The organism is Flavobacterium sp., from assembly GCF_965284515.1.
In the GTDB taxonomy this organism is placed as follows: domain Bacteria; phylum Bacteroidota; class Bacteroidia; order Flavobacteriales; family Flavobacteriaceae; genus Flavobacterium.
The window spans coordinates 1,731,782-1,756,840 of sequence record NZ_OZ260089.1; the positions used below are offsets into that span (position 1 = coordinate 1,731,782).

Annotated in this window: 15 protein-coding genes, 2 tRNA genes and 3 rRNA genes; 10 read left to right on the forward strand and 10 right to left on the reverse strand. The window is 32.2% G+C overall.

Annotation, left to right across the window (positions count from 1 at the left end; translation table 11 throughout):
• Positions 1-82: 82 nt before the first annotated feature.
• On the reverse strand, positions 83-2,821 hold the full coding sequence (locus tag ACQ65T_RS07995; protein ID WP_430400560.1) for an aminopeptidase: 2,739 nt from the start codon (positions 2,819-2,821) through the stop codon (positions 83-85).
• 258 nt (positions 2,822-3,079) lie between these two features.
• Here ACQ65T_RS07995 and ACQ65T_RS08000 point away from each other — a divergent pair, with 258 nt between their 5' ends.
• On the forward strand, positions 3,080-5,080 hold the full coding sequence (locus ACQ65T_RS08000) for an endonuclease (protein WP_430400561.1): 2,001 nt from the start codon (positions 3,080-3,082) through the stop codon (positions 5,078-5,080).
• A 105-nt stretch (positions 5,081-5,185) separates the two neighbouring features.
• Here the strand turns inward: ACQ65T_RS08000 and ACQ65T_RS08005 are convergent, their stop codons facing one another.
• From ACQ65T_RS08005 to ACQ65T_RS08020, 4 genes are all read right to left on the reverse strand, one after another.
• Entirely contained in the window at positions 5,186-6,526 is a 1,341-nt protein-coding gene (locus ACQ65T_RS08005; RefSeq protein WP_430400562.1) for a hypothetical protein, read from the reverse strand.
• A gap of 99 nt (positions 6,527-6,625) precedes the next feature.
• Entirely contained in the window at positions 6,626-7,324 is a 699-nt protein-coding gene (locus ACQ65T_RS08010) for a LytR/AlgR family response regulator transcription factor (RefSeq protein ID WP_430400563.1), read from the reverse strand.
• Positions 7,324-9,219, reverse strand: coding sequence for a tetratricopeptide repeat-containing sensor histidine kinase (locus ACQ65T_RS08015; RefSeq protein WP_430400564.1), 1,896 nt, complete (start codon positions 9,217-9,219; stop codon positions 7,324-7,326). Before ACQ65T_RS08015 ends, ACQ65T_RS08010 begins: the two co-directional genes overlap by 1 nt.
• The gene (locus ACQ65T_RS08020; protein ID WP_430400565.1) at positions 9,219-10,307 is read right to left on the reverse strand and encodes a M42 family metallopeptidase; all 1,089 of its coding nucleotides are present in this window, start codon (positions 10,305-10,307) and stop codon (positions 9,219-9,221) included. The genes ACQ65T_RS08015 and ACQ65T_RS08020 overlap by 1 nt, the downstream gene beginning before the upstream one ends.
• A gap of 95 nt (positions 10,308-10,402) precedes the next feature.
• Between ACQ65T_RS08020 and ACQ65T_RS08025 the strand changes: the two genes are divergently transcribed.
• The 6 genes from ACQ65T_RS08025 (at position 10,403) to rrf (ending at position 16,882) form a co-directional block, all read left to right on the forward strand.
• Positions 10,403-11,101 (forward strand): DUF4294 domain-containing protein, encoded by a 699-nt coding sequence (locus ACQ65T_RS08025; protein ID WP_430400566.1) that lies wholly within the window; start codon positions 10,403-10,405, stop codon positions 11,099-11,101.
• 675 nt (positions 11,102-11,776) lie between these two features.
• Positions 11,777-13,292: ribosomal RNA gene (locus tag ACQ65T_RS08030) — 16S ribosomal RNA — on the forward strand.
• Positions 13,293-13,378: 86 nt separating this feature from the next.
• Positions 13,379-13,452, forward strand: a tRNA-Ile gene (locus ACQ65T_RS08035).
• An 80-nt stretch (positions 13,453-13,532) separates the two neighbouring features.
• Positions 13,533-13,606 (forward strand) — tRNA-Ala (locus ACQ65T_RS08040).
• A 148-nt stretch (positions 13,607-13,754) separates the two neighbouring features.
• A 23S ribosomal RNA gene (locus tag ACQ65T_RS08045) occupies positions 13,755-16,635 on the forward strand.
• Positions 16,636-16,772: 137 nt separating this feature from the next.
• Positions 16,773-16,882, forward strand: a 5S ribosomal RNA gene (gene rrf, locus ACQ65T_RS08050).
• The 16S, 23S and 5S rRNA genes sit together here with 2 tRNA genes alongside, the layout of an rRNA operon.
• Positions 16,883-16,988: 106 nt before the next feature.
• On the opposite strand, the gene ACQ65T_RS08055 is transcribed toward rrf, so the two are convergent.
• Positions 16,989-17,336: a hypothetical protein gene (locus ACQ65T_RS08055; RefSeq protein ID WP_430400567.1), complete on the reverse strand. Its 348-nt coding sequence runs from the start codon at positions 17,334-17,336 to the stop codon at positions 16,989-16,991.
• A 314-nt stretch (positions 17,337-17,650) separates the two neighbouring features.
• Here ACQ65T_RS08055 and ACQ65T_RS08060 point away from each other — a divergent pair, with 314 nt between their 5' ends.
• On the forward strand, positions 17,651-17,821 hold the full coding sequence (locus ACQ65T_RS08060; RefSeq protein ID WP_430400568.1) for a hypothetical protein: 171 nt from the start codon (positions 17,651-17,653) through the stop codon (positions 17,819-17,821).
• A 49-nt stretch (positions 17,822-17,870) separates the two neighbouring features.
• Here ACQ65T_RS08060 and ACQ65T_RS08065 read toward each other — a convergent pair whose 3' ends face one another.
• On the reverse strand, positions 17,871-20,318 hold the full coding sequence (locus tag ACQ65T_RS08065; protein ID WP_430400569.1) for a TonB-dependent receptor domain-containing protein: 2,448 nt from the start codon (positions 20,316-20,318) through the stop codon (positions 17,871-17,873).
• Positions 20,319-20,399: 81 nt separating this feature from the next.
• Positions 20,400-20,741 carry an arsenate reductase (glutaredoxin) gene (gene arsC / locus ACQ65T_RS08070; RefSeq protein ID WP_430400570.1) on the reverse strand — a complete coding sequence of 114 codons (342 nt, stop codon included), beginning with the start codon at positions 20,739-20,741 and terminating at the stop codon, positions 20,400-20,402.
• A 78-nt stretch (positions 20,742-20,819) separates the two neighbouring features.
• Here arsC and ACQ65T_RS08075 point away from each other — a divergent pair, with 78 nt between their 5' ends.
• Positions 20,820-21,722 (forward strand): CPBP family intramembrane glutamic endopeptidase, encoded by a 903-nt coding sequence (locus tag ACQ65T_RS08075; RefSeq protein ID WP_430400571.1) that lies wholly within the window; start codon positions 20,820-20,822, stop codon positions 21,720-21,722.
• Complete coding sequence (locus ACQ65T_RS08080) at positions 21,709-22,773, forward strand: AMP-binding protein (protein ID WP_430400572.1); 1,065 nt, start codon at positions 21,709-21,711, stop codon at positions 22,771-22,773. Before ACQ65T_RS08075 ends, ACQ65T_RS08080 begins: the two co-directional genes overlap by 14 nt.
• 122 nt (positions 22,774-22,895) lie before the next feature.
• On the opposite strand, the gene ACQ65T_RS08085 is transcribed toward ACQ65T_RS08080, so the two are convergent.
• Positions 22,896-23,318, reverse strand: coding sequence for a DoxX family protein (locus tag ACQ65T_RS08085; RefSeq protein ID WP_430400573.1), 423 nt, complete (start codon positions 23,316-23,318; stop codon positions 22,896-22,898).
• A 91-nt stretch (positions 23,319-23,409) separates the two neighbouring features.
• Positions 23,410-25,038 (reverse strand): M1 family metallopeptidase, encoded by a 1,629-nt coding sequence (locus ACQ65T_RS08090; RefSeq protein ID WP_430400574.1) that lies wholly within the window; start codon positions 25,036-25,038, stop codon positions 23,410-23,412.
• Between the last annotated feature and the right edge of the window lie 21 nt (positions 25,039-25,059).

Consider the following 25,059-nt stretch of genomic DNA (forward strand, 5'->3'; position numbering starts at 1 on the left):
AAAACGTTAGGAATATGGCAACTAAATCATTAAAATTAATTATTTTGTTGATAATAATGTAATTATTTAAGGATTTACTTGTTTAAAACCAGCGTCTTGTGAATAAGGAAACTAATGTTTTTGGTGTTAAGGTAACAACAAAACGTACTTTTTCACTATAATTATTTTTATTTAATTCGTACCCATTTGATGAATAAACAGGTAAGAATAATTCGAAATAATCAGGAACTAAATTAAGGTGAAGACCAGAATCATATACGAATTTTGTTGGGGCAAAATTGTTTTTTAATAAACCTGCATCTCCATATACTTGTATCCAATTCCAAATATTAAAAGAAGCATTGAAAGTAGTTAGCCATTGATTAGCATAACGAGTATCCAATTTTGATTTAAAACCACCTTCAGCATAGACATACTGTTGACTAAAAATACCTGTGGTTTCACTTCTTCCTAAATACTGTTGCTCAAACATGTAATCTGTTGGTCTATCTAATGCAAAACTAAAAAAATCTGATGTTGTACTTCTGTATAAAAATGTCCCAGCATAAAATCGTAGACTTAATCTCCTATTGTTATTAAATAATTTTCGATAATGTATTTCGGTAGCTATTTTTCCAAAAGAATTTGCAACTTGAAGATCGGTCGTTAAACTGTAATGTTTTGTTGCTTCTGATTGAAAGTTACCATATTTAAAATTAAATACATTATAGTTTTCAGTATTATTATCTAATAAAAAATCCGTTTTTTCTCTATTAATGTACAATTGTTTTAGTTGTACAAATTCTGTTTTATTTGTTCTAAAATCTTTGTCTCTGAAAAGCAACAATACTGTTGGACTTAAATTTGTATATGCTGAATTTTCAGCATAATGAAATTGACTACCTGATAAAATATAACGTATTCTATACAGTTTGCCTAGGTCTCTAATATTTTGCTCAACCATAAAGTTGAATTTTCCGACCAAAGAACCTGTTTTAGGTGAATAAAAAGGTGTAATGCTAAACGTAAAAGGTTTGTTTAACATTGATTTATTATTTAACCTCATTCCAAATGCTAGACCATCATATATGTTGAATTCAAATTCAGGAACATAAAATATTTGATTGTAATAAGGTTCTTCTAAATCTTTGTAAAAATTAAATTTTATGGGTCTATTATTATAAAAGAAACCTTTTAAAGATTTCCAATTATTTCTTAGATTATATTCGGGAACTTCATTAAAATAGTTTAAAGTTAATTTGTCGGCACCTTTTCTTTCAAACGTAAAGGTAGAGTCAGTTTTAATATTCTCCAACCAAACTTTACCTACGATACTATCGTTTTTTAATTGATAAAATGATATTGGTACATTTGTTTTTGCTTTATTGATAATTTTTACTGTAATCGTTTTGTTGGTTTTGGAAACTTTTCCGAATTTAAAGTCTATTAATTCTCTTGAATTAATGAGTTCGTCAAAAAACCAATCTATTTCTTTAAATGAATTATTTTTTAAAATGTATTCTAAATCATATTTACTTGTTTTTAAATCTTTATTTAAAGCAACAAATTCTTTTAAGGATTTAATAACTATATCATTTTCTAAATAACTATCTAAATATTTAAATGTTAAACCAGCTTTATATTTACTTGATATTTGTTCGTTAAATTTTATAAGTCTATCCTTTTTTTCGATTAAGGGTTGATCTAAATTTTTTCGGGCCATTAACATGTACATATAATTGTACTGTTGGTTAAAGTCTAGATTAATAAGGTTGTAAGATTTTAAAAGTTTAAATCTTGACAAGCTTCCCATCATTTTTAGTTCTGGATTATTTTCTTCTATGTATTGGATCATTAAAAACATTTGAATGCCATCATAAATCCAATTTTCTTTTCTATGATTTAAATTTAAGTTTTCATTTAAATATGCATTTATGTATGTTTTAAGAAACATTAGTTCGAATAACGTTTCATCGGGAAAAGGACTTATAAAATCAGGTAATTGACTTAATCCATAAAATGGTTGTTTGTTATAATCTTCTTGAGAAACAAGAATTTTAGAAGAATTAGTAGGTCCTATTTTATCATGAACAAATCTTGTTATTTTATCAATTATTAGTGTTTTTTTTATTTCATCAATCCTAGTTTTATTTATACTTGATGATACTTCTATATGTTCGTTTTTGTATGTAGTAAATTCTTGAGTGGGACTAATTATTAAAATAAATTCTTTTTTATTGTTTCCACTCAATTCAAATTTTAAAAATGATTCATTCTCTTCATTTTGAATCGTTGAGAGATTAGATGCTAATGAATAATTTAGGGGGATTTCAACTAATGCTTTAATAATACAAGGGGCATTAAATATGTCGTCTAAGTTTACGTTACTGTTTTTAATAAATTTACCATTTTCATAAGTTGCAGGAAATAAAAACGTATTTTTTAGATATAATTTTCCATCATCATAAAACCCATACCTTGAAAATTTTTCGTTTGGTAATTTTAAAGTGTAAAGTAAATTAATTTTTTGAGTAGTGTTTGGTAGTATTGGATTTTCTAGTTCAATTTCTAGTATATCAACTTGACTCTCATCTCTTTTCCAATTCAAAGATTGAAAATTGTTATCTAGTATGTTCTTTATTTTTGTAAACCCTCTGTCGTCTTCAGATGCTAGATGAAATGATCGAATAAACTCATCTGAGAATCTCTTAGCTAATGCAGATTTTTTTGATGAGAAGGAATTGTTCCAATCGTTTAAAATTATTGAATAAAGTGTGTCTCTTGAGGTATTAGTAAAATAAATATTTTGTTGAACATCTATCGTCTTTTCTGTAGTATTCACTCTTATTTTGAGGTCGCTAGAATGTTGTGCCATAAATATTGATGGCAATAGCAAAAACAAGTATTTATAGAGCTTATTTAATTTCAAAAGAGGCTTTTTATTTTAGAGTACAATTTTATGAAAAAGTTGCGTGAATCTATTCATAATTGTAAGTTAAATTTTAAATAACACTAAATATTTTGTAACATTTTGTGTAAAATATACTATTTAATAAAATTTTCAGTAAGTTTTAATTATATTTGATTAAAATAAAAAAATATGCTCCAAAAATTACTTACAATATTATCTTTACTTTTATTCAATATTTCATTTTCTCAAGTTTTTATAAATGAAATTGATTCAGATAATTCAGGTTTTGATACAATGGAATTTGTTGAATTAAAATCTACTGCAGCAAACTTTTCATTAGATGGTTATGTTTTAGTTTTCTTTAATGAAACCAATAATTTAAGTTATTTTGCTATTGATTTAGATGGATTTACAACTGATGTTAATGGAATAATTCATTTTGGGAATTCGCTAGTTTCTCCACCTCCTTCATCGGCAGCTATATTCACCAATAGTACAATACAAAATGGTCCTGATGTTATTGCGATTTATTTGGGAAATGATTCTGATTTTCCAACAAATACACTGGCAACTACCTCAAATTTAATAGATGCCGTTGCATATTCTAATAGCTCAACACAGCCAACAACTTTAATGGCGGCTTTAGGCATTCCAGGGACAAAGTTTACAAATGAAACAACGACTCATCCACGATCTTCTCAACGTAAAAATGATGGTACTTGGGAATCGAAAATTCCAACTCCGGGAGCAAATAATGATGGTTCAGGAATTGTTTTAAATTATATATCTGTTACAGTTCCTCAAGCTTCTTATACAGAAGGAGAGAGTTTTTATGTGTCATTCTCTACAAGTCAACCTGTAACAGGTTCAAATTTAGTAATTAACTTTTCAATTGTTAACGGTAATTTTATGGTTAGTGATTATACTTCAGCTACCGATTTAACTGCAGTTATACCTGTTGGGCAATCAACAGCTCAAGCTTTAATTGTTATTGCTGATGACAGTAGTGATGAAGGTGATGAAGAAATGTTAATTGATTTACAAACAGTTCCTTCAGAATATGTTATTAACAACGATAATATAATTGTAAGAATTTATGATAATGATTTTGGTTTTCAAAACTTTGGAAAACCTACAACACCCAGTTACGGTTTAGTTTCGAGTACTGCTCCTGCAGGATATTATGATTCGCTAGATGGATTGTCTGGTAGTACATTAAAACAAGCGTTACAAGATATTATAGCTGAACTTGGTGTAGTTAGATTGCAAAGTTATGCTGATATTTGGGAAATTTTAAGTACTGCAGATCGTAATCCTGAGAACAATAATCAAGTTTGGGCTTTATATAGAGAAGAGCCTATGGCTAAATTAGACCAACAAGTCTCAAGTAGTATTGTAGGAAAATGGAATCGTGAGCATATTTTTGCGCAATCTAGAGGTGGTTTCGAAACTGCACTAGGAGATACTGCTGACGGTATTACTGTTTATACAACAAATACTAGTGCTGCAACTGTTGTAGATGGAGTGTCAGATGCACATCATATACGTGTTGCAAATGGTCAAGAGAACTCATCTCGTAATAATAAGAACTTTAATGACATAGCATCTGCAACTGATTATAATGGACCTACTGGTACATTGGGTTCTTGGAAAGGCGATGTAGCAAGAGCTTTGTTTTATATGGCTGTTCGATTTAATGGTTTAAATGTTGTTAATGGTAGCCCAAGTGAGTATTTAACAGATGGGACCACTTCTTCTGGAAATATTGGAGATTTAGCGACGTTGTTATTATGGCACCAACAAGACCCACCAGATGATTTTGAAATGAATAGAAATAATTATATTTATACATGGCAGAATAATAGGAATCCTTTTATAGATAACCCTTGTCTTGTTGATATAATTTTTGGAGCAGGGATTGGTCAAACTTATCCATGTAATACTTTATCAAATCAAAATGTCTTTGAAGAATCTGTTTTGGTTTATCCAAACCCAACATCTGATTATGTAATTTTATCTGGAATACAAGGTAATGCTAAAGCCGAATTTTATACAATTACGGGTCAAAAAGTAAAAGAAGTTTCTTTTGAAAATGAAATTAAAATTCCAATAGAACTTCAATCTGGGATGTATTTAATTGAAATTTCAAATGATGTTAGTAAAACTACTAGAAAAATTATTGTTAAATAATTTTACAAATAAAATCAGAAAAGCCGAGCTATGCTCGGCTTTTTCCTTCAAATAACAAATTACTTTCAAATATATGTTAATAAAAACGAAAGTCAAAAATCAAAACTAATTAGTTATGAATGCGTCAAAGTAAAATTGACCTGTCCAACAGTTGGCTCCAGATTGTTCTGCAAATCTTTCAACTCTAGCAATATTAATTGTTACGGAAGATTGAGATTTGTTAGCATAATTTAAAGCAAATACGTCAGAAAACCCGCTACTATTATTTGCGCTAAAAATAAACCCATTTGGGTTAAAAGGCAGTTGTGGAGTAAAATCATAACGAACTTGAAGTCTTTCTGCTAAGACTTCAGCGTTAGCTACTTGTTGTCCAGAAACATTTGTGGAACCACTTTTTTGTTGTTTAGCTAAAACTTCCCAGTTTACTGTAGTTGGAACTCCTTTTACAGTAATTGAAAAACTTCCAGTTGTACCAACACTAACAGAGTTACATATAGGAATTCTTAATCCATTTAATGATGCCATAAGTGGTATGTCTGATATGCTACTATTTGTAATAGACTGCCATGATGCATTTCCATTTGCGTCTGAGGTTAAAACTTTACCTAGTGATTGATTACCATCTACGATACGCATTGCAGCTGGAGCAGTAGTTGTAATTGTTATATTGTCAATATATGCTGAATCAGAACCAGAACTTGCTGAAGAATCTTTACTATATTCCCATCGTAATGTTCTTGAACCTGCTGCTAAAAGATAAGTTTGCTGTGTCCATCCAATAGTTCCTGACCATTGGTTTTGTTGGACACCATCAATATAAAATCGTAAATAATCAAATCCACTTTCACTACTCACATTGTAAAAAAAACTTAATGTTGCTCCACCTGCAGGAACTACAACAGTATGTGACATCTGAGTACTTTGACTATCTCCAATTGTTCCTGATTTTGCGGCATATGTTCCTGCTTGTTTTACAGATGTTTGAGTTGCCCAATTTGCACTTCCTCCTGTAGTTAATGGCGAAATAGTATTTGTTTCAAATGTTTGATTCAATAGTGAACCAGGTGCACCAATATTTTCAACATGAAATTTTGTAGTTGGAGTAGTAGTGCCTACTCCAACATTTGCAGAATTATTATTGTATATGTTGTTTCCAACTTTAGTCCAATGACTTGTTCCTCCAGTAAAAGGTGTCCATTTTGTCCCATCCCAATAATAGAAACCAATTCCTGTAGTCGTGTTAGTGTTATAAACCAATAAACTTGTTGCTGGAGTTGTAACAGGAGCAGCTGCATTTAAATTAGGAATTGAAACTCTTGGGATTAACAAGCCTTTATTTGTTGCTGAAATATCCAGCATTGAACTGGCATCTGGAGTCGTAGTATTTATTCCAACTTGAGCCTGCATAAAAAGCGGAAAAAGAAAAGCAAGTAGTATTTTTTTCATAATTTTTGTAGTTAGATTTCTAAAACAAAAATCCTTCAAAAAAAATACCTATTAAAATTATAGGGAAATAAGCTATTGTTTTTGGGAAGAAATAATTTCTTAAGATTGAATTTTTTCTAAGACCTGGTTTTTAAAGGTTTTAGAAATAGGTATAATATAATCTTCAATAAATATTTGAGTAGTTGTAAAACCTTTTATTTTTTTAATATTTACAATAAAACCTTTGTGGGTTTTAATAAAATTTGAGGGTAATTCTTTTTCAAAATCACTTATCGTTGAACGGTAGCGATACGTATCATTAAGATGATTTATGATTAGATAATTTTTATCACTTTCAATGAATAGAATATCTTGGATATCAATCTTTTGATAGACTTCATTGTGTTTTATAAGCAAAGTATCTTTTTTATTTGTATTATTTTTAGAATAATTTAATATTGCAATTTCAATTGCTGTGAATAAATCATGTTTTTGAAAAGGCTTTACAAGATATCCTAAAGGTTCTGTTTTTAATGCTTTATTTATAGTTTCAGAGTCTGAATAGGCAGTTAAAAACAAATGTGGAATTGTATAATTATTTATAATATAATTTGCCAACCAAATGCCATTTTTATCTCCTTTAATGTTGATGTCTAAAATTGCAAAATCTACATTTTTAGTTTCTAATAATTTTAATGCATCTTCAGCATTCATTACTTTTCCAACAACTTCATAACCAATTTCAGTTAAATAATTACATATTGTTTTTTGAGTAATAAACTCGTCTTCAACAACTATTATTTTTAATGGGGTATTCATTATTGAGTGTCTTTAAATTCTATGATGATTTCTGTTCCTTTGTTAATATGAATTGTTAATTTTCCACCAATTTGTTCGCTTAGGCCTTTTATTAAATCAAATCCTATGCTGTTTGTGTGGATTTCATTGTAATTTTTAGGTAAACCAATTCCATTGTCTTTAATGCTTAAAATGTACTTTTCTGAAATGTGTTTTTGAATTGAAATAAGAATTTCACCACTATCTAAATTAATGAAAGCATGTTTATAACAATTAGTAACTATTTCATTTATCAACATACTTAATGGAATAGCTGTTTCTATTGAAAAATTTAGACCTTCAATATGTTGCTTTACAACAATATTCTTATTAAGGTTTTTATTAGTTTGTTTAATATAAGTAATTAGTTCGTTAATGTAAGTTTGAAAATCTACAACATTAAAGTTGCCATTTTGGTACATTGTTTTATGTAGTAAAGCTATAGCCTGAATTCTATCTTGACTTTCAGCTAATAATAATTTTGATTTCTCGTCAGTTATATTGCTGTTTTGTAAACTAAGTATCCCAGAAATTATTTGAAGATTGTTTTTAACTCTGTGATGAATCTCCTGTAAAAGCATTTCTTTTTCTTTTAAAGAAGCTTCAATTGTAGCGTTTTTTTTAGAAATTGATTGATTCATTAATTCAATTTCAATTCTTTTTTTTCGATTATATTTAATAATGTAGGCACCTATAATTAGTATAATTAACAAACTAACAATTACAATTATTAATATAGTTTTTTCATTCTGTTTAATAACTTGATCTTTTTTAAGAACTTCTTTTTCTTTTTCTTCTATAAAATAGTTTAGCTCGTTGCTTTGTAAAAGTTTCTTTTTATCCAGAGAGGCTAATGAATCGTTAATTCGTTTTATTTGATTGATGTATTTATAAGAGTTTTTAAAATCACCTATATCGTCATAATATTGAGTAAGTAAATGAAGATATCTTGTCTTTAAAATAAACGCGTTTGAAAAATCAAATGATTTTAGTTCATTAAGAATTTTAAAAGATTTTAAAAAATCCTTTTTACCTAAATAAGCTTCAGCTAAAAACAGTTTAGTTTCTAATGTATTGTTTTTATTGGTTACATAATATGAGATTACTTCATCAAACTTATTTTGTTTTAACTTTATGTTTGTAATATTATTATTTATATTAAAAACCAGGTTATTGTAATTTAAAGTATCAATTTTTTTTAGGCTTACTGTTGCAATTTGAAGTGATTGATCATAATAATACAATGCATTTTTATAGTCTTTTTTTAAATAATAATAATAGCCTAAATCGTTGTAAGCAGAAGGAATAATTAATGAATCTCTTTTTGTGTTAGAATAAAGTAATTTAATCTCACTTTTTAATTGTGAAATAGCTTTATCATATTGTTCAAGTTGTAAGTAGAGCCTACTTTGAATATTATAACTCCATAATGGATAATCTATTCCTTTTGCAATTAGAGAGTTTATTTTTTTATTGACATCAAAAACTTTAGAATATAGATTAAGTTTTAAGTAAGATTCTTGCATTCCTACATAAATATCCATTCTTTCTCTAGCGAGAAGTTTATAATTACTATTTTTAATTAATTCATTGAACTTTGATATGGCTTCTAAATGCTGATTTTGAACTTGATTAATTAAGCCAAGAGTAAATAAAAATTGCTTTTTTAATTCATTATTAGCTTCATGTTTATTTAGTAATTTTTGAAATTCTGTATAAAAAAAAAGAATTTCTTCTTCTTTTTGCTCGTTATTTAAGTCTCTAAAAAAAGAAACCTTATTACCATCCTTTAAAGATTTAAATTCTTTTTTAATTAATTCGTTAGAATAACTATTAAGAAAAAAAAGAAAGGATAGTAATAAGGCTGCTCTATTCATTATTTAAAGTATGAAAAAGTTTCGTTATTTTCAATTTTCAACAAAGATTCATAAATAAGTTTAATTACATTTTCCACATCTTCTCTATGAACCATTTCAACAGTCGTGTGCATATAACGAAGTGGTAATGAAATTAATGCAGAGGCAACACCTCCATTACTGTAGGCAAAAGCATCAGTATCGGTACCAGTTGCTCTTGAAGAAGCATTGCGTTGAAACGGAATTTTATTTGCTTCTGCAGTGTCTACAATCATTTCACGTAATTTATTTTGAGTAGCAGGTGCATAAGCAATAACTGGCCCGCGCCCCATTTTTAAATCACCTTCAATCTTCTTTTCAATCATTGGAGTAGAAGTGTCATGACAAACATCAGTTACTATTGCAACGTTTGGTTTTATTGTTTGAGTAATCATTTCTGCTCCTCTTAAACCAATTTCTTCTTGTACAGAGTTTACTATGTATAAACCAAAAGGTAACTTCTTTTTGTTCTCTTTTAATAAACGAGCGACTTCTGCAATCATAAATCCCCCCATTCTGTTGTCAATTGCGCGACAAATGAATTTATTTTCGTTTAAAACTTCAAAAGTATCAGGATAAGTGATAACACAACCTACATGAATTCCCATTTTTTCAACTTCTTCTTTAGTATCACAACCGCAATCAATAAAGATGTTGTCAATTCTTGCAGGTTCTTCTTTTGATTTATTCCTTGTATGAATGGCTGGCCAACCAAAAACTCCTTTTACAACCCCTTTTTTTGTATGTATATGAACTCTTTTTGAAGGGGCAATCATATGGTCACTTCCTCCATTTCTAATAACATAAATAAAGCCATCATCAGAAATATAATTTACATACCAAGCAATTTCATCTGCATGCCCTTCAATAACTACTTTGAACGGTGCGTCAGGATTAATTATTCCTACAGCAGTTCCATATGTGTCTGTAATAAAAGTATCAACATATGGTTTTAAATAATCCATCCATAATTTTTGACCTTCAGATTCATAGCCGGTCGGTGAAGCATTGTTTAAATATTTCTCTAAAAAAGTTAAAGAATCTTTTTTCAGTATAGTTTTTGAACTCATAATAGTTTAAATTTTTGCTAAATTATGAAAATGCATTTATACTTATATAATAATTAAGTAATTTTGAGTTATAATTAATCTAATTAACAAATTCAATGAAAAACTTCCCCTTATATATAGTATTGCTTTTTTCATTAACAATAAAAGGACAAGTTAAAGACACTTTAAATGTAACTGCTCAAGATTCAGCAGTTTTGTATTCAATTGAACTTAAAGAAATTATTGTTACAAAAAATGGAGCTTCTGTTATGAGTGAGGAGCAGAAAAAAATACTAATTTTAAAAAGACGTATATATAAGGTATATCCATATGCAAAATTAACAGCTGAAAAATTAATGCAGATTAATGAAACAATGGCTATGCTTAAAACCAATAAAGAAAAAAAGAAATACTTTAAGCTAGTTGAAAACTATTTACAAGAAGAATTTGAACCAAAACTTAAAAAGTTGTCTCGAAAGGACGGACAGATTTTAGTCAAATTAATTAATAGGCAAACAGGTTCAACTACTTTTGATTTAATTAAAGATTACAAAAGTGGTTGGAAAGCATTTTGGTCAAGTAATACAGCAAAACTTTTTAATATTAATTTAAAAACAGAATACAGTCCTTTTGATGTTCCAGAAGACTTTTATATAGAGTCTATATTAGTAACAGCTTTTAAAGAAAGGCATCTTGCACCACAATCTTCAGCAAAAAATATCGATTTAAAGAAATTAGCAGCTACTTGGAGGACAAAAAACGAAAAAGCAAAACTTAAAAAAGAAGAATTAGAAGAATTAAAAATAGAAAATTAATAGCTTTATCTTTCTTTTGTCTTTATTTTTTCATTGAATAATCAAAAAGGATTTTTTTATAATGGTTGCTATGATTACTTTTTCATATAGGTAGATAGTTTTAATCCATGCTACTCTTTTGATTTGTGGTAAAAAGGGTCATCAAATATCCAAATCTACAAATTATAAAAAAAAACTTTCATGTGTAAGTTCTTCAGAATCAACTGACTTAAAAAAAGATTAAAAAATAGATTAAAAAAGGTTTGTGGGAATAGAAAAAGGTGCTACTTTTGCACCCGCAATCAAGGCAAGTTCATTAACAAATTGAAAAGATAACGTAAAGTTATTGACTGGTAAAAAAGGAAAAATTTTTTTTCAAAAAAGTTTGCCAGAATCAAAAAACGAATTACCTTTGCAGCCCGCAATTAGCGCAACGTTCTAAAAATTATTGAGTGAGTAAAAAAGGAGTAAAAAATTTTTAATTTTTTTTCAAAAACACTTGCGAGATTAAAAAGAAGTTGTACTTTTGCACCCGCTTTGAGAAACAAGCGACATTAAAAAGAATGACACGTTCATAGACATATTGGATTGACAGCACGATTTAGATCTTCGGATTTAGATTGTAAAAATTAAGAGAGTAAGACTTAAGAGATTAAGAAATAAACCTAGCCTTTATCGTACAATATTAAAAACACTACGATGAAGAGTTTGATCCTGGCTCAGGATGAACGCTAGCGGCAGGCCTAACACATGCAAGTCGAGGGGTAGTAAGTGCTTGCACTTATGAGACCGGCGCACGGGTGCGTAACGCGTATGCAATCTACCTTGTACAGAGGGATAGCCCAGAGAAATTTGGATTAATACCTCATAGTATTATTGAGTGGCATCATTTGATAATTAAAGTTCCAACGGTACAAGATGAGCATGCGTCCCATTAGTTAGTTGGTAAGGTAACGGCTTACCAAGACTATGATGGGTAGGGGTCCTGAGAGGGAGATCCCCCACACTGGTACTGAGACACGGACCAGACTCCTACGGGAGGCAGCAGTGAGGAATATTGGACAATGGGCGCAAGCCTGATCCAGCCATGCCGCGTGCAGGAAGACGGTCCTATGGATTGTAAACTGCTTTTATACAGGAAGAAACACCTCTACGTGTAGAGGCTTGACGGTACTGTAAGAATAAGGATCGGCTAACTCCGTGCCAGCAGCCGCGGTAATACGGAGGATCCAAGCGTTATCCGGAATCATTGGGTTTAAAGGGTCCGTAGGCGGCCTTATAAGTCAGTGGTGAAATCTCCTAGCTCAACTAGGAAACTGCCATTGATACTGTAGGGCTTGAATTATTAGGAAGTAACTAGAATATGTAGTGTAGCGGTGAAATGCTTAGATATTACATGGAATACCAATTGCGAAGGCAGGTTACTACTAATACATTGACGCTGATGGACGAAAGCGTGGGTAGCGAACAGGATTAGATACCCTGGTAGTCCACGCCGTAAACGATGGATACTAGCTGTTCGGAGCAATCTGAGTGGCTAAGCGAAAGTGATAAGTATCCCACCTGGGGAGTACGAACGCAAGTTTGAAACTCAAAGGAATTGACGGGGGCCCGCACAAGCGGTGGAGCATGTGGTTTAATTCGATGATACGCGAGGAACCTTACCAAGGCTTAAATGGGAAACGACAGATTTGGAAACAGATTTTTCTTCGGACGTTTTTCAAGGTGCTGCATGGTTGTCGTCAGCTCGTGCCGTGAGGTGTCAGGTTAAGTCCTATAACGAGCGCAACCCCTGTCGTTAGTTGCCAGCGAGTCATGTCGGGAACTCTAACGAGACTGCCAGTGTAAACTGTGAGGAAGGTGGGGATGACGTCAAATCATCACGGCCCTTACGCCTTGGGCCACACACGTGCTACAATGGACGGTACAGAGAGCAGCTACTGGGTGACCAGATGCGAATCTTCAAAACCGTTCTCAGTTCGGATCGAAGTCTGCAACTCGACTTCGTGAAGCTGGAATCGCTAGTAATCGGATATCAGCCATGATCCGGTGAATACGTTCCCGGGCCTTGTACACACCGCCCGTCAAGCCATGGAAGCTGGGGGTACCTGAAGTCGGTGACCGTAAGGAGCTGCCTAGGGTAAAACTGGTAACTAGGGCTAAGTCGTAACAAGGTAGCCGTACCGGAAGGTGCGGCTGGAACACCTCCTTTCTAGAGAAAGATAAAGTATAGGTTCTTGATTAGATTAAGAATTACTCTCGCTGTTAGTTCAAATAATACAATATAAGTAAAAACAGAGTCTCGTAGCTCAGCTGGTTAGAGTACTACACTGATAATGTAGGGGTCGGCAGTTCGAGTCTGCCCGGGACTACTTTTTTAACTTATAAGGAAATTCTAGAAGTTGGGATTCACAATTCATAATTCTGAATTCATAATTCTGGATTTAAAATTGGGGGATTAGCTCAGCTGGCTAGAGCGCTTGCCTTGCACGCAAGAGGTCATCGGTTCGACTCCGATATTCTCCACAACGGCTATACGTTAAAACTGGCATTATTGTCAGTGGCGACGCGCCACAAGTTCATTGACATATTGAGAAAAGAAAATATATTAAATATATAGAAAGCACAAATTTTTGGGTATTCTACGTAAGTAGGATATTTAATAAAACAAGTACAATAAGCAAAATAAGGGCGTATGGGGAATGCCTAGGCTCTCAGAGGCGATGAAGGACGTGATAAGCTGCGAAAAGCTACGGGGATCGGCACACACGAATTGATCCGTAGATATCCGAATGGGGCAACCCGGCATGTTGAAGACATGTCACTCCGATAGGAGAGTAAACCCGCTGAACTGAAACATCTAAGTAGGCGGAGGAGAAGAAAACAAAAGTGATTCCGTAAGTAGTGGCGAGCGAACGCGGATTAGCCCAAACCAATGTTGTTACGGCAATATTGGGGTTGTAGGACCACGACATTTCATGCGGATTGAATTAGAATAACCTGGAAAGGTTAACCATAGAGGGTGATAGTCCCGTATAGGTAAGAGAAGATATGAATAGTGGTATCCTGAGTAGTGCGGGGCACGTGAAACCCTGTATGAATCTGGCGGGACCATCCGCTAAGGCTAAATACTCCTGAGAGACCGATAGTGAACCAGTACCGTGAGGGAAAGGTGAAAAGAACCGTGAATAACGGAGTGAAATAGATCCTGAAACCATACGCTTACAAGCGGTCGGAGCCCTTTAGTGGGGTGACGGCGTGCCTTTTGCATAATGAGCCTACGAGTTAACGTTGCTGGCAAGGATAAGTGGTTAAGCCATGGATCCGTAGCGAAAGCGAGTCTGAATAGGGCGCTTTAGTCAGTAGTGTTAGACGCGAAACCGTGTGATCTACCCATGGGCAGGTTGAAGCTTTGTTAACCCAAAGTGGAGGACCGAACCCGTTGACGTTGAAAAGTCTTGGGATGACCTGTGGGTAGGGGTGAAAGGCCAATCAAACTCGGAAATAGCTCGTACTCCCCGAAATGCATTTAGGTGCAGCGATGAAATATAGTTATATAGAGGTAGAGCTACTGATTGGATGCGGGGGTTTCACCACCTACCAATTCCTGACAAACTCCGAATGCTATATAATGGTCCTCATCAGTGAGGGCATGGGTGCTAAGGTCCATGTCCGAGAGGGAAAGAACCCAGACCATCAGCTAAGGTCCCCAAATATATGTTAAGTTGAAATAACGAGGTTTGTCTGCTTAGACAGCTAGGATGTTGGCTTGGAAGCAGCCATTCATTTAAAGAGTGCGTAACAGCTCACTAGTCGAGCGGACGAGCATGGATAATAATCGGGCATAAACATATTACCGAAGCTATGGATTTGTAATTTATTACAAGTGGTAGGGGAGCATTCTAAACTGGGTCGAAGGTGTGATGCGAGTCATGCTGGACTGTTTAGAAAAGAAAATGTAGGCATAAGTAACGATAATGCGGGCGAGAAACCCGCACACCGAAAAACTAAGGTTTCCACAGCTATGCTAATCAGCTGTGGGTTAGTCTGGTCCTAACGCGAACCCGAAAGGGGTAGTGGATGGCCAACGGGTTAATATTCCCGTACTACTTATAATTGTGATGGAATGACGGAGTGATGAAAGCACCGCGAACTGACGGAATAGTTCGTTGAAGATTGTAGCTATAGAGACTGTAGGCAAATCCGCAGATTCTGGCAAAGATCGATAGTACTCGGAGTCTTCGGACAAAGGGATAGTGTGCCTAAGGGCTTCCAAGAAAAGTTTCTAAACTTAGATTATAAGTACCAGTACCGTAAACCGACACAGGTAGTTGGGGAGAGAATCCTAAGGTGCTCGAGAGATTCATGGCTAAGGAATTAGGCAAAATAGACCCGTAACTTCGGGAGAAGGGTCGCCACGCTTTGCGTGGCCGCAGTGAAAAGATCCAGGCGACTGTTTATCAAAAACACAGGGCTCTGCAAAATCGTAAGATGAAGTATAGGGCCTGACACCTGCCCGGTGCTTGAAGGTTAAGTGGAGATGTTATCTTCGGAGAAGCATTGAAATGAAGCCCAAGTAAACGGCGGCCGTAACTATAACGGTCCTAAGGTAGCGAAATTCCTTGTCGGGTAAGTTCCGACCTGCACGAATGGTGTAACGATCTGGATACTGTCTCAGCCATGAGCTCGGTGAAATTGTAGTAGCGGTGAAGATGCCGCTTACCCGCAGTGGGACGAAAAGACCCTGTGCACCTTTACTATAGCTTAGTATTGACCTTGGATAAGTGATGTGTAGGATAGGTTGGAGACTGTGAAGTGGCGTCGCTAGGCGTTGTGGAGTCATTGTTGAAATACAACCCTTTGCTTATCTAGGGCCTAACTCTCTTCAGAGAGGACATTGCTTGGTGGGTAGTTTGACTGGGGTGGTCGCCTCCAAAAGAGTAACGGAGGCTTCTAAAGGTTCCCTCAGCACGCTTGGTAACCGTGCGTAGAGTGCAATGGTATAAGGGAGCTTGACTGAGAGACATACAGGTCGATCAGGTACGAAAGTAGAGCATAGTGATCCGGTGGTTCCGCATGGAAGGGCCATCGCTCAAAGGATAAAAGGTACGCCGGGGATAACAGGCTGATCTCCCCCAAGAGCTCATATCGACGGGGGGGTTTGGCACCTCGATGTCGGCTCGTCACATCCTGGGGCTGGAGAAGGTCCCAAGGGTTGGGCTGTTCGCCCATTAAAGTGGCACGCGAGCTGGGTTCAGAACGTCGTGAGACAGTTCGGTCTCTATCTACTGTGGGCGCAAGAAATTTGAGTGGATCTGATTCTAGTACGAGAGGACCGAATTGGACAAACCGCTGGTGTATCTGTTGTTCCGCCAGGAGCACTGCAGAGTAGCTACGTTTGGAAGGGATAAGCGCTGAAAGCATATAAGCGCGAAACCCACCACAAGATGAGATTTCTTTTAAGGGTCCTAGAAGATGACTAGGTTGATAGGCTATAGATGTAAAGGCAGTAATGTCATAGTCAAGTAGTACTAATAACCCGTAAGCTTATGTACATTTTCCCCCGCTTCGGCGGGGGGAGAAACTTTCTATAAAAAAATGATTTTCTTGTCTCAGTATGTTAAGATATTGTTCAATTGATACTTATTTATGATAAGTAACGTTGAAAAGTTGTCCAAAGCAACTAACCTTTTAAGGTGGTTATTGCAGCGGGGCTCACCTCTTCCCATTCCGAACAGAGAAGTTAAGCCCGCTTGCGCAGATGGTACTGCAATCCTGTGGGAGAGTATGACACCGCCTTTCTTTTAAAAACCCTATCCTAACCGGATGGGGTTTTTTGTTTTAAATCAGTTTTGACCAAAAAACAAACAAAAAAGACGAACTAAACAGTTCGTCTTTTTGTTAATAGTTAATGATTTGAAATTTCATGCTCTAATTTCATTTTTCTATCTTTTAATAACTTTAATTTCTTTTTATCTTGATATTCCCAAACGAAATGAAGTAAAAGACAACCAATAATGTATATTGAAGCAAAAATAATATTAAGTTCAATATAACTATATTCATTCATTTCAATTGCTGATTTACGATTATGAACATAATTATTTTTACCACTATAAAATGGTCCTAAAATTGTAAATAAGATACCGAAAAAAAATATTTTATAAATATTCTTAATGAAATATTTTGAATTACTTTCTAAAGTTTTAATCTTTCCGTCTATTGCTTTAATTTCTTTTTCTTTATACTTTTTCAAAACTTTTAGTATTATTTATTTAGTATAAATTTATAATAAATTTTTGTGTCTTGCACGATTTTCTGTGAGGGATAGCACCGGGATCCTTTTATTTGTCATTGCGAGGAGGAACGACGCGGCAATCTAAATAAAAGATATAGCGCATAGCCCGACCGTAATGAAATGGAGGGCACAGTCTAAAAAAAATTGATTTGTAAAGATGGGCTTAATTCTTTTATTTAGAATCAGTTTTTTTTAAAGAAAGTATTCAATAATATTGTTGATGTTGATATTTCCTATTATCTTTGACTTGTATTCAATAAATTCCGGAAAACATGTTTGAATTTCAACAGTATTTAGGTTTTTTACTTTTCTTAACCATTTTAACAATAGGTTTTTGGTTGATGATATTTTTAGTAGGGTTTGTTCAATATTGGTTGGGCGGTTCTATTGTTGAGTTAATCAAAGAGAAAAGAGAAAAAAACAAAAAAGATAAAGAAGAGTAATTTCTTCTTTAAATAAAAAAGTCCCGATTTAATCGGGACTTTTTTTATTTTACATGAATTCACCTTCACCACCACCATCTTCTCTTCGTTGATTTTCTCTTTCGTTTTTCTTTTTATTAAAGCGATAAGTAAACGCAAGTGTTATTTGTCTTTGTCTCCACTGAAATTCAGAATACGAACTTACTACATTTTCAATTTCGTTCGTAAATCTTCTTTTTCTTGTATTGAATAAGTCACTTACATTTAGTGTAATTGATCCTTTGTCTTTTAAAACATCTTTACTGAATGCAAGATTTACCGATGTCATATCTAATCGTTTACCTTGCGCACTGTTTTGTGGGGCATTATAGGTAAGATTTGTTTGCCAATCTACTTTATAAGGCAATGTTACTTTTGACGATATTCTTGTAAACCATGAAGTTGCGATATTGTCAAAATTTTGAACCACATCATTCCCTAAATAATCTACATATTTATAATCACCTTGATTTTCATTTCTAAAGACATTTAAGTTTCCGTTTAATCTCCACCATTTATAAGGTGTATAGTTTACATTGAATTCGAATCCAGCTCTGTATTCTTTTGAAAGATTGATAGGAGTGCTTAAAATTACAGGAATTCCATCTACAAATAGACCTGATTCTTTTCGTATGAATTGAAATGATTCGTCTGTTATATTTACATAAACTGATGAATTTAATGTCAATTTACTCCATCTTTTTAGGTAACCTAAATCGATTGCATTTGTATATGCAGGATTTAAATCTGGGTTTCCTTGAAATATATTAATGTTACTAGAATAGGTAGAGAATGGGTTTAAAAAACGACCTCTAGGTCTATTGATCCTTTTACTATAACTTAAACTCATGCTGTTTGAATCTGAAAATTCATAATTCACTGTAGCAGTAGGAAAAAAGTTGTTGTATTTTTTGTTGTTAAAATTATTTGTGGTTAAAGAATTAACCTCGATATCACTATCTTCAAATCGAACACCTAGAAAGTAGGAAAATTTATTAATTTTATTTCCATATTGCGTGTAAAAAGCATTTACATATTCTTTATATTCAAGCGTATTTGAATACAGTGTATTAGGTTCTATTGCAAACTCTGTTAAGTTGTTTTGAAAATTACCTCTATATCCTGCTTCAAAACGACCATTTTCTCCAATTGGTAAAACGTAATCTGTTTGAAATAAGTTTCTTTGTTGTTTTTGGTTGTTTAAGGTTGATTCTGTAAAAAGAGAACTGCTGTCGCCAATAATTTGATCGTAGATTATAGAACTGTCATTGTCTCTATTTTGAGAAATAGCAACGTCAATTGTTAGTTTATGATCTTCTTTTTCGAAGTTTTTTGTAAAATTTGTAGAATATTCAAAGTTGAAATCATTATTTTTTTGATCGTTAAACCTGTTTCTAACAAATGTTGGTGTAAAAGTATCGTCAAAATTATAGAAGAAAACATTATCTGGGTTTTTACCTCTGCTTTTACTGAAAGTAAGTGCATTTGACCAAGTGGTTTTCTTGTCTAAAAATAAATCGATTCCAAAATTAGAGTTAAACCCTTCATTTAATCTATTGTTTTTTCTTCTTTCATTAACAAAACTACTTGTAGTCCCGTCAGAATTAAAATATTCAGCATCGTTTAAAGAGTTTCCTGGAGAATTTCTATAATTGTACCCAAAATTTGAGAATAAATTAAAATTATCGGATCTAAAGTTTAAGTTTGAACTCGCCCCATATGCTTCTGGATCTCCAGCAGAAAGCACAACAGACCCATTAATTCCTTGAGCTTTTCCTTTTCTTAAGACAATATTTATAATTCCTCCACTACCTTCAGCGTCATAACGTGCTGATGGGTTTGTTATTACTTCGACTTTTTCAACCGCATCTGCTGGTAAAAGCTTTAAGGCATCAGCAATATTAATTCCTGCTAGTCCTGAGGGTTTACCATCTATTAAGATACGAACATTTTCATTCCCTCTTAATGCAATTGTTCCATCTGGATCTACGGTAACAGAAGGAACGTTGTCTAAAACATCACTTACAGTTCCGCCCTTTACCATCATATCTTTACCTACGTTGTAAACTCTTTTATCTAGTTTGATTTCAACTGTAGATTTTTCTGCAATTACAACAACGTCCTTTAATTGAGCAATATCTTCTTCTAAGAAAATCGTTCCTAAATTTGTGTCGGAATTAAATTTTTTATTTTTTTCAGAAATGGTTTTAAAAGAAATGAATTCATATCTTACGTTATAAATACCTGAATTTATTTCAAAACTAAATTTACCGTCAATATCAGTAACGCCACCTGTTACAACTTCAGGCTTATTAACATCTTGAAGCACAACAGTTGCATATTCTAATGGAATATTTGTCCCTTTTTCTAAAATTAATCCAGAAATTCTTATTTTTTTCATTTCTGGTTTCATTTGAGCAAAACCTATTGTTGAAATTAAAAGTAAACTAAATGTGATAAAGTTTTTAATGCTAGACATGATTGATTTTTATGATTTCAATTTAGATTGCAAAAATACCCTTTGGTTTAACGATGAAATCACAATTGTTTGTTAAAAGAATTATAAAATATCCCTTATTTTTTCACTTGGTCTAGCTACGATTGCTTTATCTCCATTAATAACTATAGGTCTTTCAATTAATTTTGGGTTTTGAATCATAGCATTAATGACTTTATCATCAGACAGTTGCTTGTTTTTAAAATTATCAATCCAAATTTTTTCTTTGGTTCTAACTAATTCAATAGGTTTATAGTTTAATTTCTTAAGTATTGATAGCAACTCTTCTTTAGTTATTTTTTCATCAATATATTTGATAGTTTCAAACTCTAGATTTAAGTTTTCTAAAAAGCTAATACCTTCTCTAGATTTTGAGCATCTTGGATTGTGATAGATTGTTATCATGATTTTATTTTTTACAAAGAAAGAAAAATAATAGATTGTATAAAAGAATTAACTTTGTAAGAATTAAATTCAACGAACATGTTTATAGAGCAATTAAAAAGTTTAAAACCTAATTTAAAATTGTACTTACCAATTCCTTTAACTTTTATGGGTTTAATGTATTGGAATTATATTGAATCAGAAGGAATTGATACAGCACAAATGATTCAACAAACCATAAAAATGATTGGAGTAAATGGAACTTTTTTATTTATTATTCTGCCCTTATCAATTGCTTGTTTGTTTTTGTTTTTTTGGGTAAAATTTGTTCAAAATCAAACTATAACGATTTTAACTACCTCGAGAAAAAAAATTGATTGGAAAAGAATTTTTTTTTCATTTTTATTATGGAGTTTAATAAGTATAGCAATGGTTTTAGGATCATATTATTTAAATCCTGAAAGCTTTGTATTTAATTTTAAATTGGATAAGTTTTTAGTATTCTTAGTAATTGCGATTTTACTAATTCCATTGCAAACTAGTTTTGAGGAGTACTTATTTCGAGGTCATATGATGCAAGGAATAGGTTTGTTTACCAATAGCAGGTTAATTCCTTTAGTTATTACATCAGTCTTATTTGGATTAATGCATATAGCAAACCCTGAAGTTGGTAAAATAGGATACATTATTATGGTATATTATATTGGTACAGGGCTCTTTTTAGGTGTAATCACACTAATGGATGAGGGTTTAGAACTGGCATTAGGATTTCATGCAGCCAATAATTTAATTGGAGCGTTATTAGTGACTTCAGATTGGACTGCATTTCAAACCCATTCTATTTTTAAAGATGTTTCTGAGCCTGCTGCTGGTTTTGATATTATTTTTCCTGTTTGTGTTATTTTTCCAATATTGATTTTAATATTCGCAAAAAAGTACAAATGGAATAATTGGAATTATAGATTGACCGGAAATTTAAATACAGAAGATGTTAGAGATTAAATTAACACACAAAAATGTACATAATCGTTTTAAATTCAATGGAATACATTTGAATTATAAACAGATTAAAAGAGTAGCGGTTAGTTATATAAAAGAAGGTGAGCCATTTGAAAAAGTAATTTTTAAGTTTCTTTTAAGTTGGTTAGACGATTTGTCATATATTGAAGTTCAAACATCTGGAACTACAGGAAAGCCTAAAATTATTAGAATTGAGAAAAGGTTTGTAATAGCATCTGCGTTATCTACAGGAAATTTTTTAAAACTTCAACCAGGAGATTCTGCATTATTATGTTTGTCTGCTGATTATATTGCTGGAAAATTAATGTTGGTAAGAGCTTTGGTTTTAGGTCTAGAACTTGATGCTGTAGCACCTTCCAACAATCCATTTAAAATGATAACTAAGAAATATGATTTTGTTGCAATGGTTCCCATGCAAGTGGAGCATTCAATTTCATATCTCATTCAAATTAAAACTTTAATCATTGGTGGTTCACAAATCAATCAAGCTTTAAAAGTAAAACTTCAAAATTCCAGGACCAATATATTAGAAACATATGGTATGACCGAAACCGTTTCTCATGTCGCCATGAAACGAATTGAGAATAATTTTTTTGAGGCTTTACCAAATGTTACTTTTAATATTGATGATAGAAGTTGTTTAGTTATTAATGCACTAGAAGTTGCAAGTTCAATAATTATTACAAATGACATAGTTGAATTGATTTCTGATAAAGAATTCATTTGGAAAGGTAGATACGATAATATTATAAATAGTGGAGGAGTTAAGCTTTTTCCAGAAATAATTGAATCGAAATTACACGATAAAATACAAGAGCGTTTTTTTATTGGTTCTGAAGAAGATTCTTTGTTAGGACAAAAAGTAATATTGGTAATTGAGTCGGCTATTGATTTAAATTTAAGTGTAAATACATTTGAAAATTTAAGTAAATACGAAATTCCAAAAAAAATTTATTATGTAGATGAGTTTTTAGAAACAGCTACTAATAAAATTAATAGAATAGCTACGTTACAAAAAATAAAGGTTGTCTAAAAAGGGTAGAAAACATTAAACTAAACGATCGATAAATCTATAATACTACTATTTTTGATTCCAATTCTTTATAGATTCATCATTATTGTTTTCTATTTTTTTACTTTCTAGACAACCTAAATTTATTTTTCCATTTGAAAATAGTAATCAGCTGAATGTTTTCCACTTCCGTATAAAAGAAAAGAAAAACATAAGATCAGTGCTATTGAAGACTGAATTAAATTTTGAGTATTAAAGTCTCCAATAAAATTAATTATAAAAGCACAAATAATAATGGGTAATTGAACCCATATTGACCATCTTGTTAAAAACCCAATGACTATCATTACACCTCCAACTATGTGCGCTAATGCTATGTAGTGTATTAATAGCATTTCGCTTCCAAATCCGACAAAATTACTTAAGATTTCATTTAAATACTGTTTTTCAGTAATAAACGATACACCTTTTAAAAACAAAAAAACACCAAAAATTACTCTTAAAGTATCAACTGCAAAATTTGTATGTGCATTAGCCCATTTATTTAACTCTCTAATTGTTGTCATAATATAAATGGTTTTAGTTTACTTATCCTAAGTTACTAAAAATTAAATATTTATAAAAATATTTAACATTATTTTGTATAAAAAAAGAAGACTAAATATCTTCTTTTATATTTATAAAAAACTTATTATCAAAAATTTGATAACTTTTAGATTTTTTGAGTTTTTTTAATTTTATTTCTTGTGGACTAGTTGTAGGAAATAAACGAATGATTTTCTTATCGTATTCAAAGTCAATCGGCATATTAAAATCTTCATTTACATTTGTCCATGAATAAGTTAATGTATCTCCATTTATTTTATAAGTCAATTCAGGAATTGAAGTTGTCTTTAAGTATTGATTAAAAATTGGCGTTAGATTCATTCCTATTTCTTTATTGAAGAAAGCAATTACCATATCAGTATCTATAATTTGCTTTTTAAAGGTTTCAGAATACTTTAAAATAATTTTCCACCATTTGTCATCATCATTAACTACATGTCGTAAAGTATTTAATAAAAGTGAGCCTTTGTAATACATATCGCCACTTCCTTCATTATTTACCCCAAATTGACCAATAATGGTTTTGTCATTTCTTACATTTTTAGCTTGACCGTTTATGTATTTCATTGCAGGTTCGTAACCTTTTATACATTCAATAAAAACAGTTTCGCTATAAGTTGTAAAACCTTCATGAATCCACATATCAGCAATATCTTTACTTGTAACACTATTTCCAAACCATTCGTGACCTGTTTCATGAATAGTAATATAATCGAAGAACATTCCAACACCAGTTCCCGATAAATCAAAGCCCATATAGCCTTTTTTATACTTGTTTCCGTAAGCAACGGCACTTTGATGTTCCATTCCTAAATAGGGTGTTTCTACAAGTTTATATCCATCTTCCCAAAAAGGATATTTTCCAAATTTAGTTTGAAAGCAATTCATCATAGGTTTAACGTCTTCATCAAAATGTTTACGTGCTTTTTCTTCATTTTCACGAAGTACATAATAATCTAAATCTAAATCGTCTAGTTTATCATGAATATGGACATAATCTGCAATATTAACAGTAATGGTATAGTTGTTTATTGGATTGATAACTTCCCAATCCCAACGTGTATAACCATTTCCTAAATCTTCTGAACCTTTTAATCTTCCGTTAGAAACATTCATTAATCCATTTGGTACGGCTACTTTTACTGAAGCACCATTGTCAGGTTCATCCGTTTGAGAATCTTTAACAGGAAACCACAAACTAGCACCAGTTCCTTGAATAGCTACTGCTATAAAATGTTTATTATTACTGTCTTTTTTGAAAACAAAACCGCCATCCCAAGGAGCATTTTTAGCAACTTTTGGTTTACCTGAATAGTAGAAACGTACTTTTTCAGTATTATTTTGCTTCAATTCATTTGGGAAAATGATAAAAACTGCATCAAAATCTCTTTTATAAGTTAGCTTTTGTTTGTTCCAAATAATAGAATCTACTTTCATATTGTCGAATAAATCCAACTGAATTTTTGAAGTGTTTTCTATAACTTTGAATCTAATCTGGTTATATCCAACTATGGTTCTTTCCTCTGGATTTATTTTGATATTTAAATCATAATGTAATACATCAAAACAAACGCGTTCAAAACGTAAACCTCCTTGAAGTGAATCTCTACGAGAAAATTTTTGTGCTGTAATTTCGTGGATTCCAGTTAAAAGTAACCCGATGATAAGTAGTTTTTTCATTGTTGTATATTTTCTAAAGTA

Coding starts and splice junctions, on each gene's coding strand:
- ACQ65T_RS08080 (WP_430400572.1), top strand. CDS start 21,709: ATGTTAGAGATTAAATTAACACACAAAAATGTACATAATCGTTTTAAA.
- ACQ65T_RS08025 (WP_430400566.1), top strand. CDS start 10,403: ATGAAAAACTTCCCCTTATATATAGTATTGCTTTTTTCATTAACAATA.
- ACQ65T_RS08015 (WP_430400564.1), bottom strand. CDS start 9,219: ATGAATAGAGCAGCCTTATTACTATCCTTTCTTTTTTTTCTTAATAGT.
- ACQ65T_RS08085 (WP_430400573.1), bottom strand. CDS start 23,318: ATGACAACAATTAGAGAGTTAAATAAATGGGCTAATGCACATACAAAT.
- ACQ65T_RS08020 (WP_430400565.1), bottom strand. CDS start 10,307: ATGAGTTCAAAAACTATACTGAAAAAAGATTCTTTAACTTTTTTAGAG.
- arsC (WP_430400570.1), bottom strand. CDS start 20,741: ATGATAACAATCTATCACAATCCAAGATGCTCAAAATCTAGAGAAGGT.
- ACQ65T_RS08010 (WP_430400563.1), bottom strand. CDS start 7,324: ATGAATACCCCATTAAAAATAATAGTTGTTGAAGACGAGTTTATTACT.
- ACQ65T_RS08075 (WP_430400571.1), top strand. CDS start 20,820: ATGTTTATAGAGCAATTAAAAAGTTTAAAACCTAATTTAAAATTGTAC.
- ACQ65T_RS08060 (WP_430400568.1), top strand. CDS start 17,651: ATGTTTGAATTTCAACAGTATTTAGGTTTTTTACTTTTCTTAACCATT.
- ACQ65T_RS08005 (WP_430400562.1), bottom strand. CDS start 6,526: ATGAAAAAAATACTACTTGCTTTTCTTTTTCCGCTTTTTATGCAGGCT.
- ACQ65T_RS08065 (WP_430400569.1), bottom strand. CDS start 20,318: ATGTCTAGCATTAAAAACTTTATCACATTTAGTTTACTTTTAATTTCA.
- ACQ65T_RS08090 (WP_430400574.1), bottom strand. CDS start 25,038: ATGAAAAAACTACTTATCATCGGGTTACTTTTAACTGGAATCCACGAA.
- ACQ65T_RS08000 (WP_430400561.1), top strand. CDS start 3,080: ATGCTCCAAAAATTACTTACAATATTATCTTTACTTTTATTCAATATT.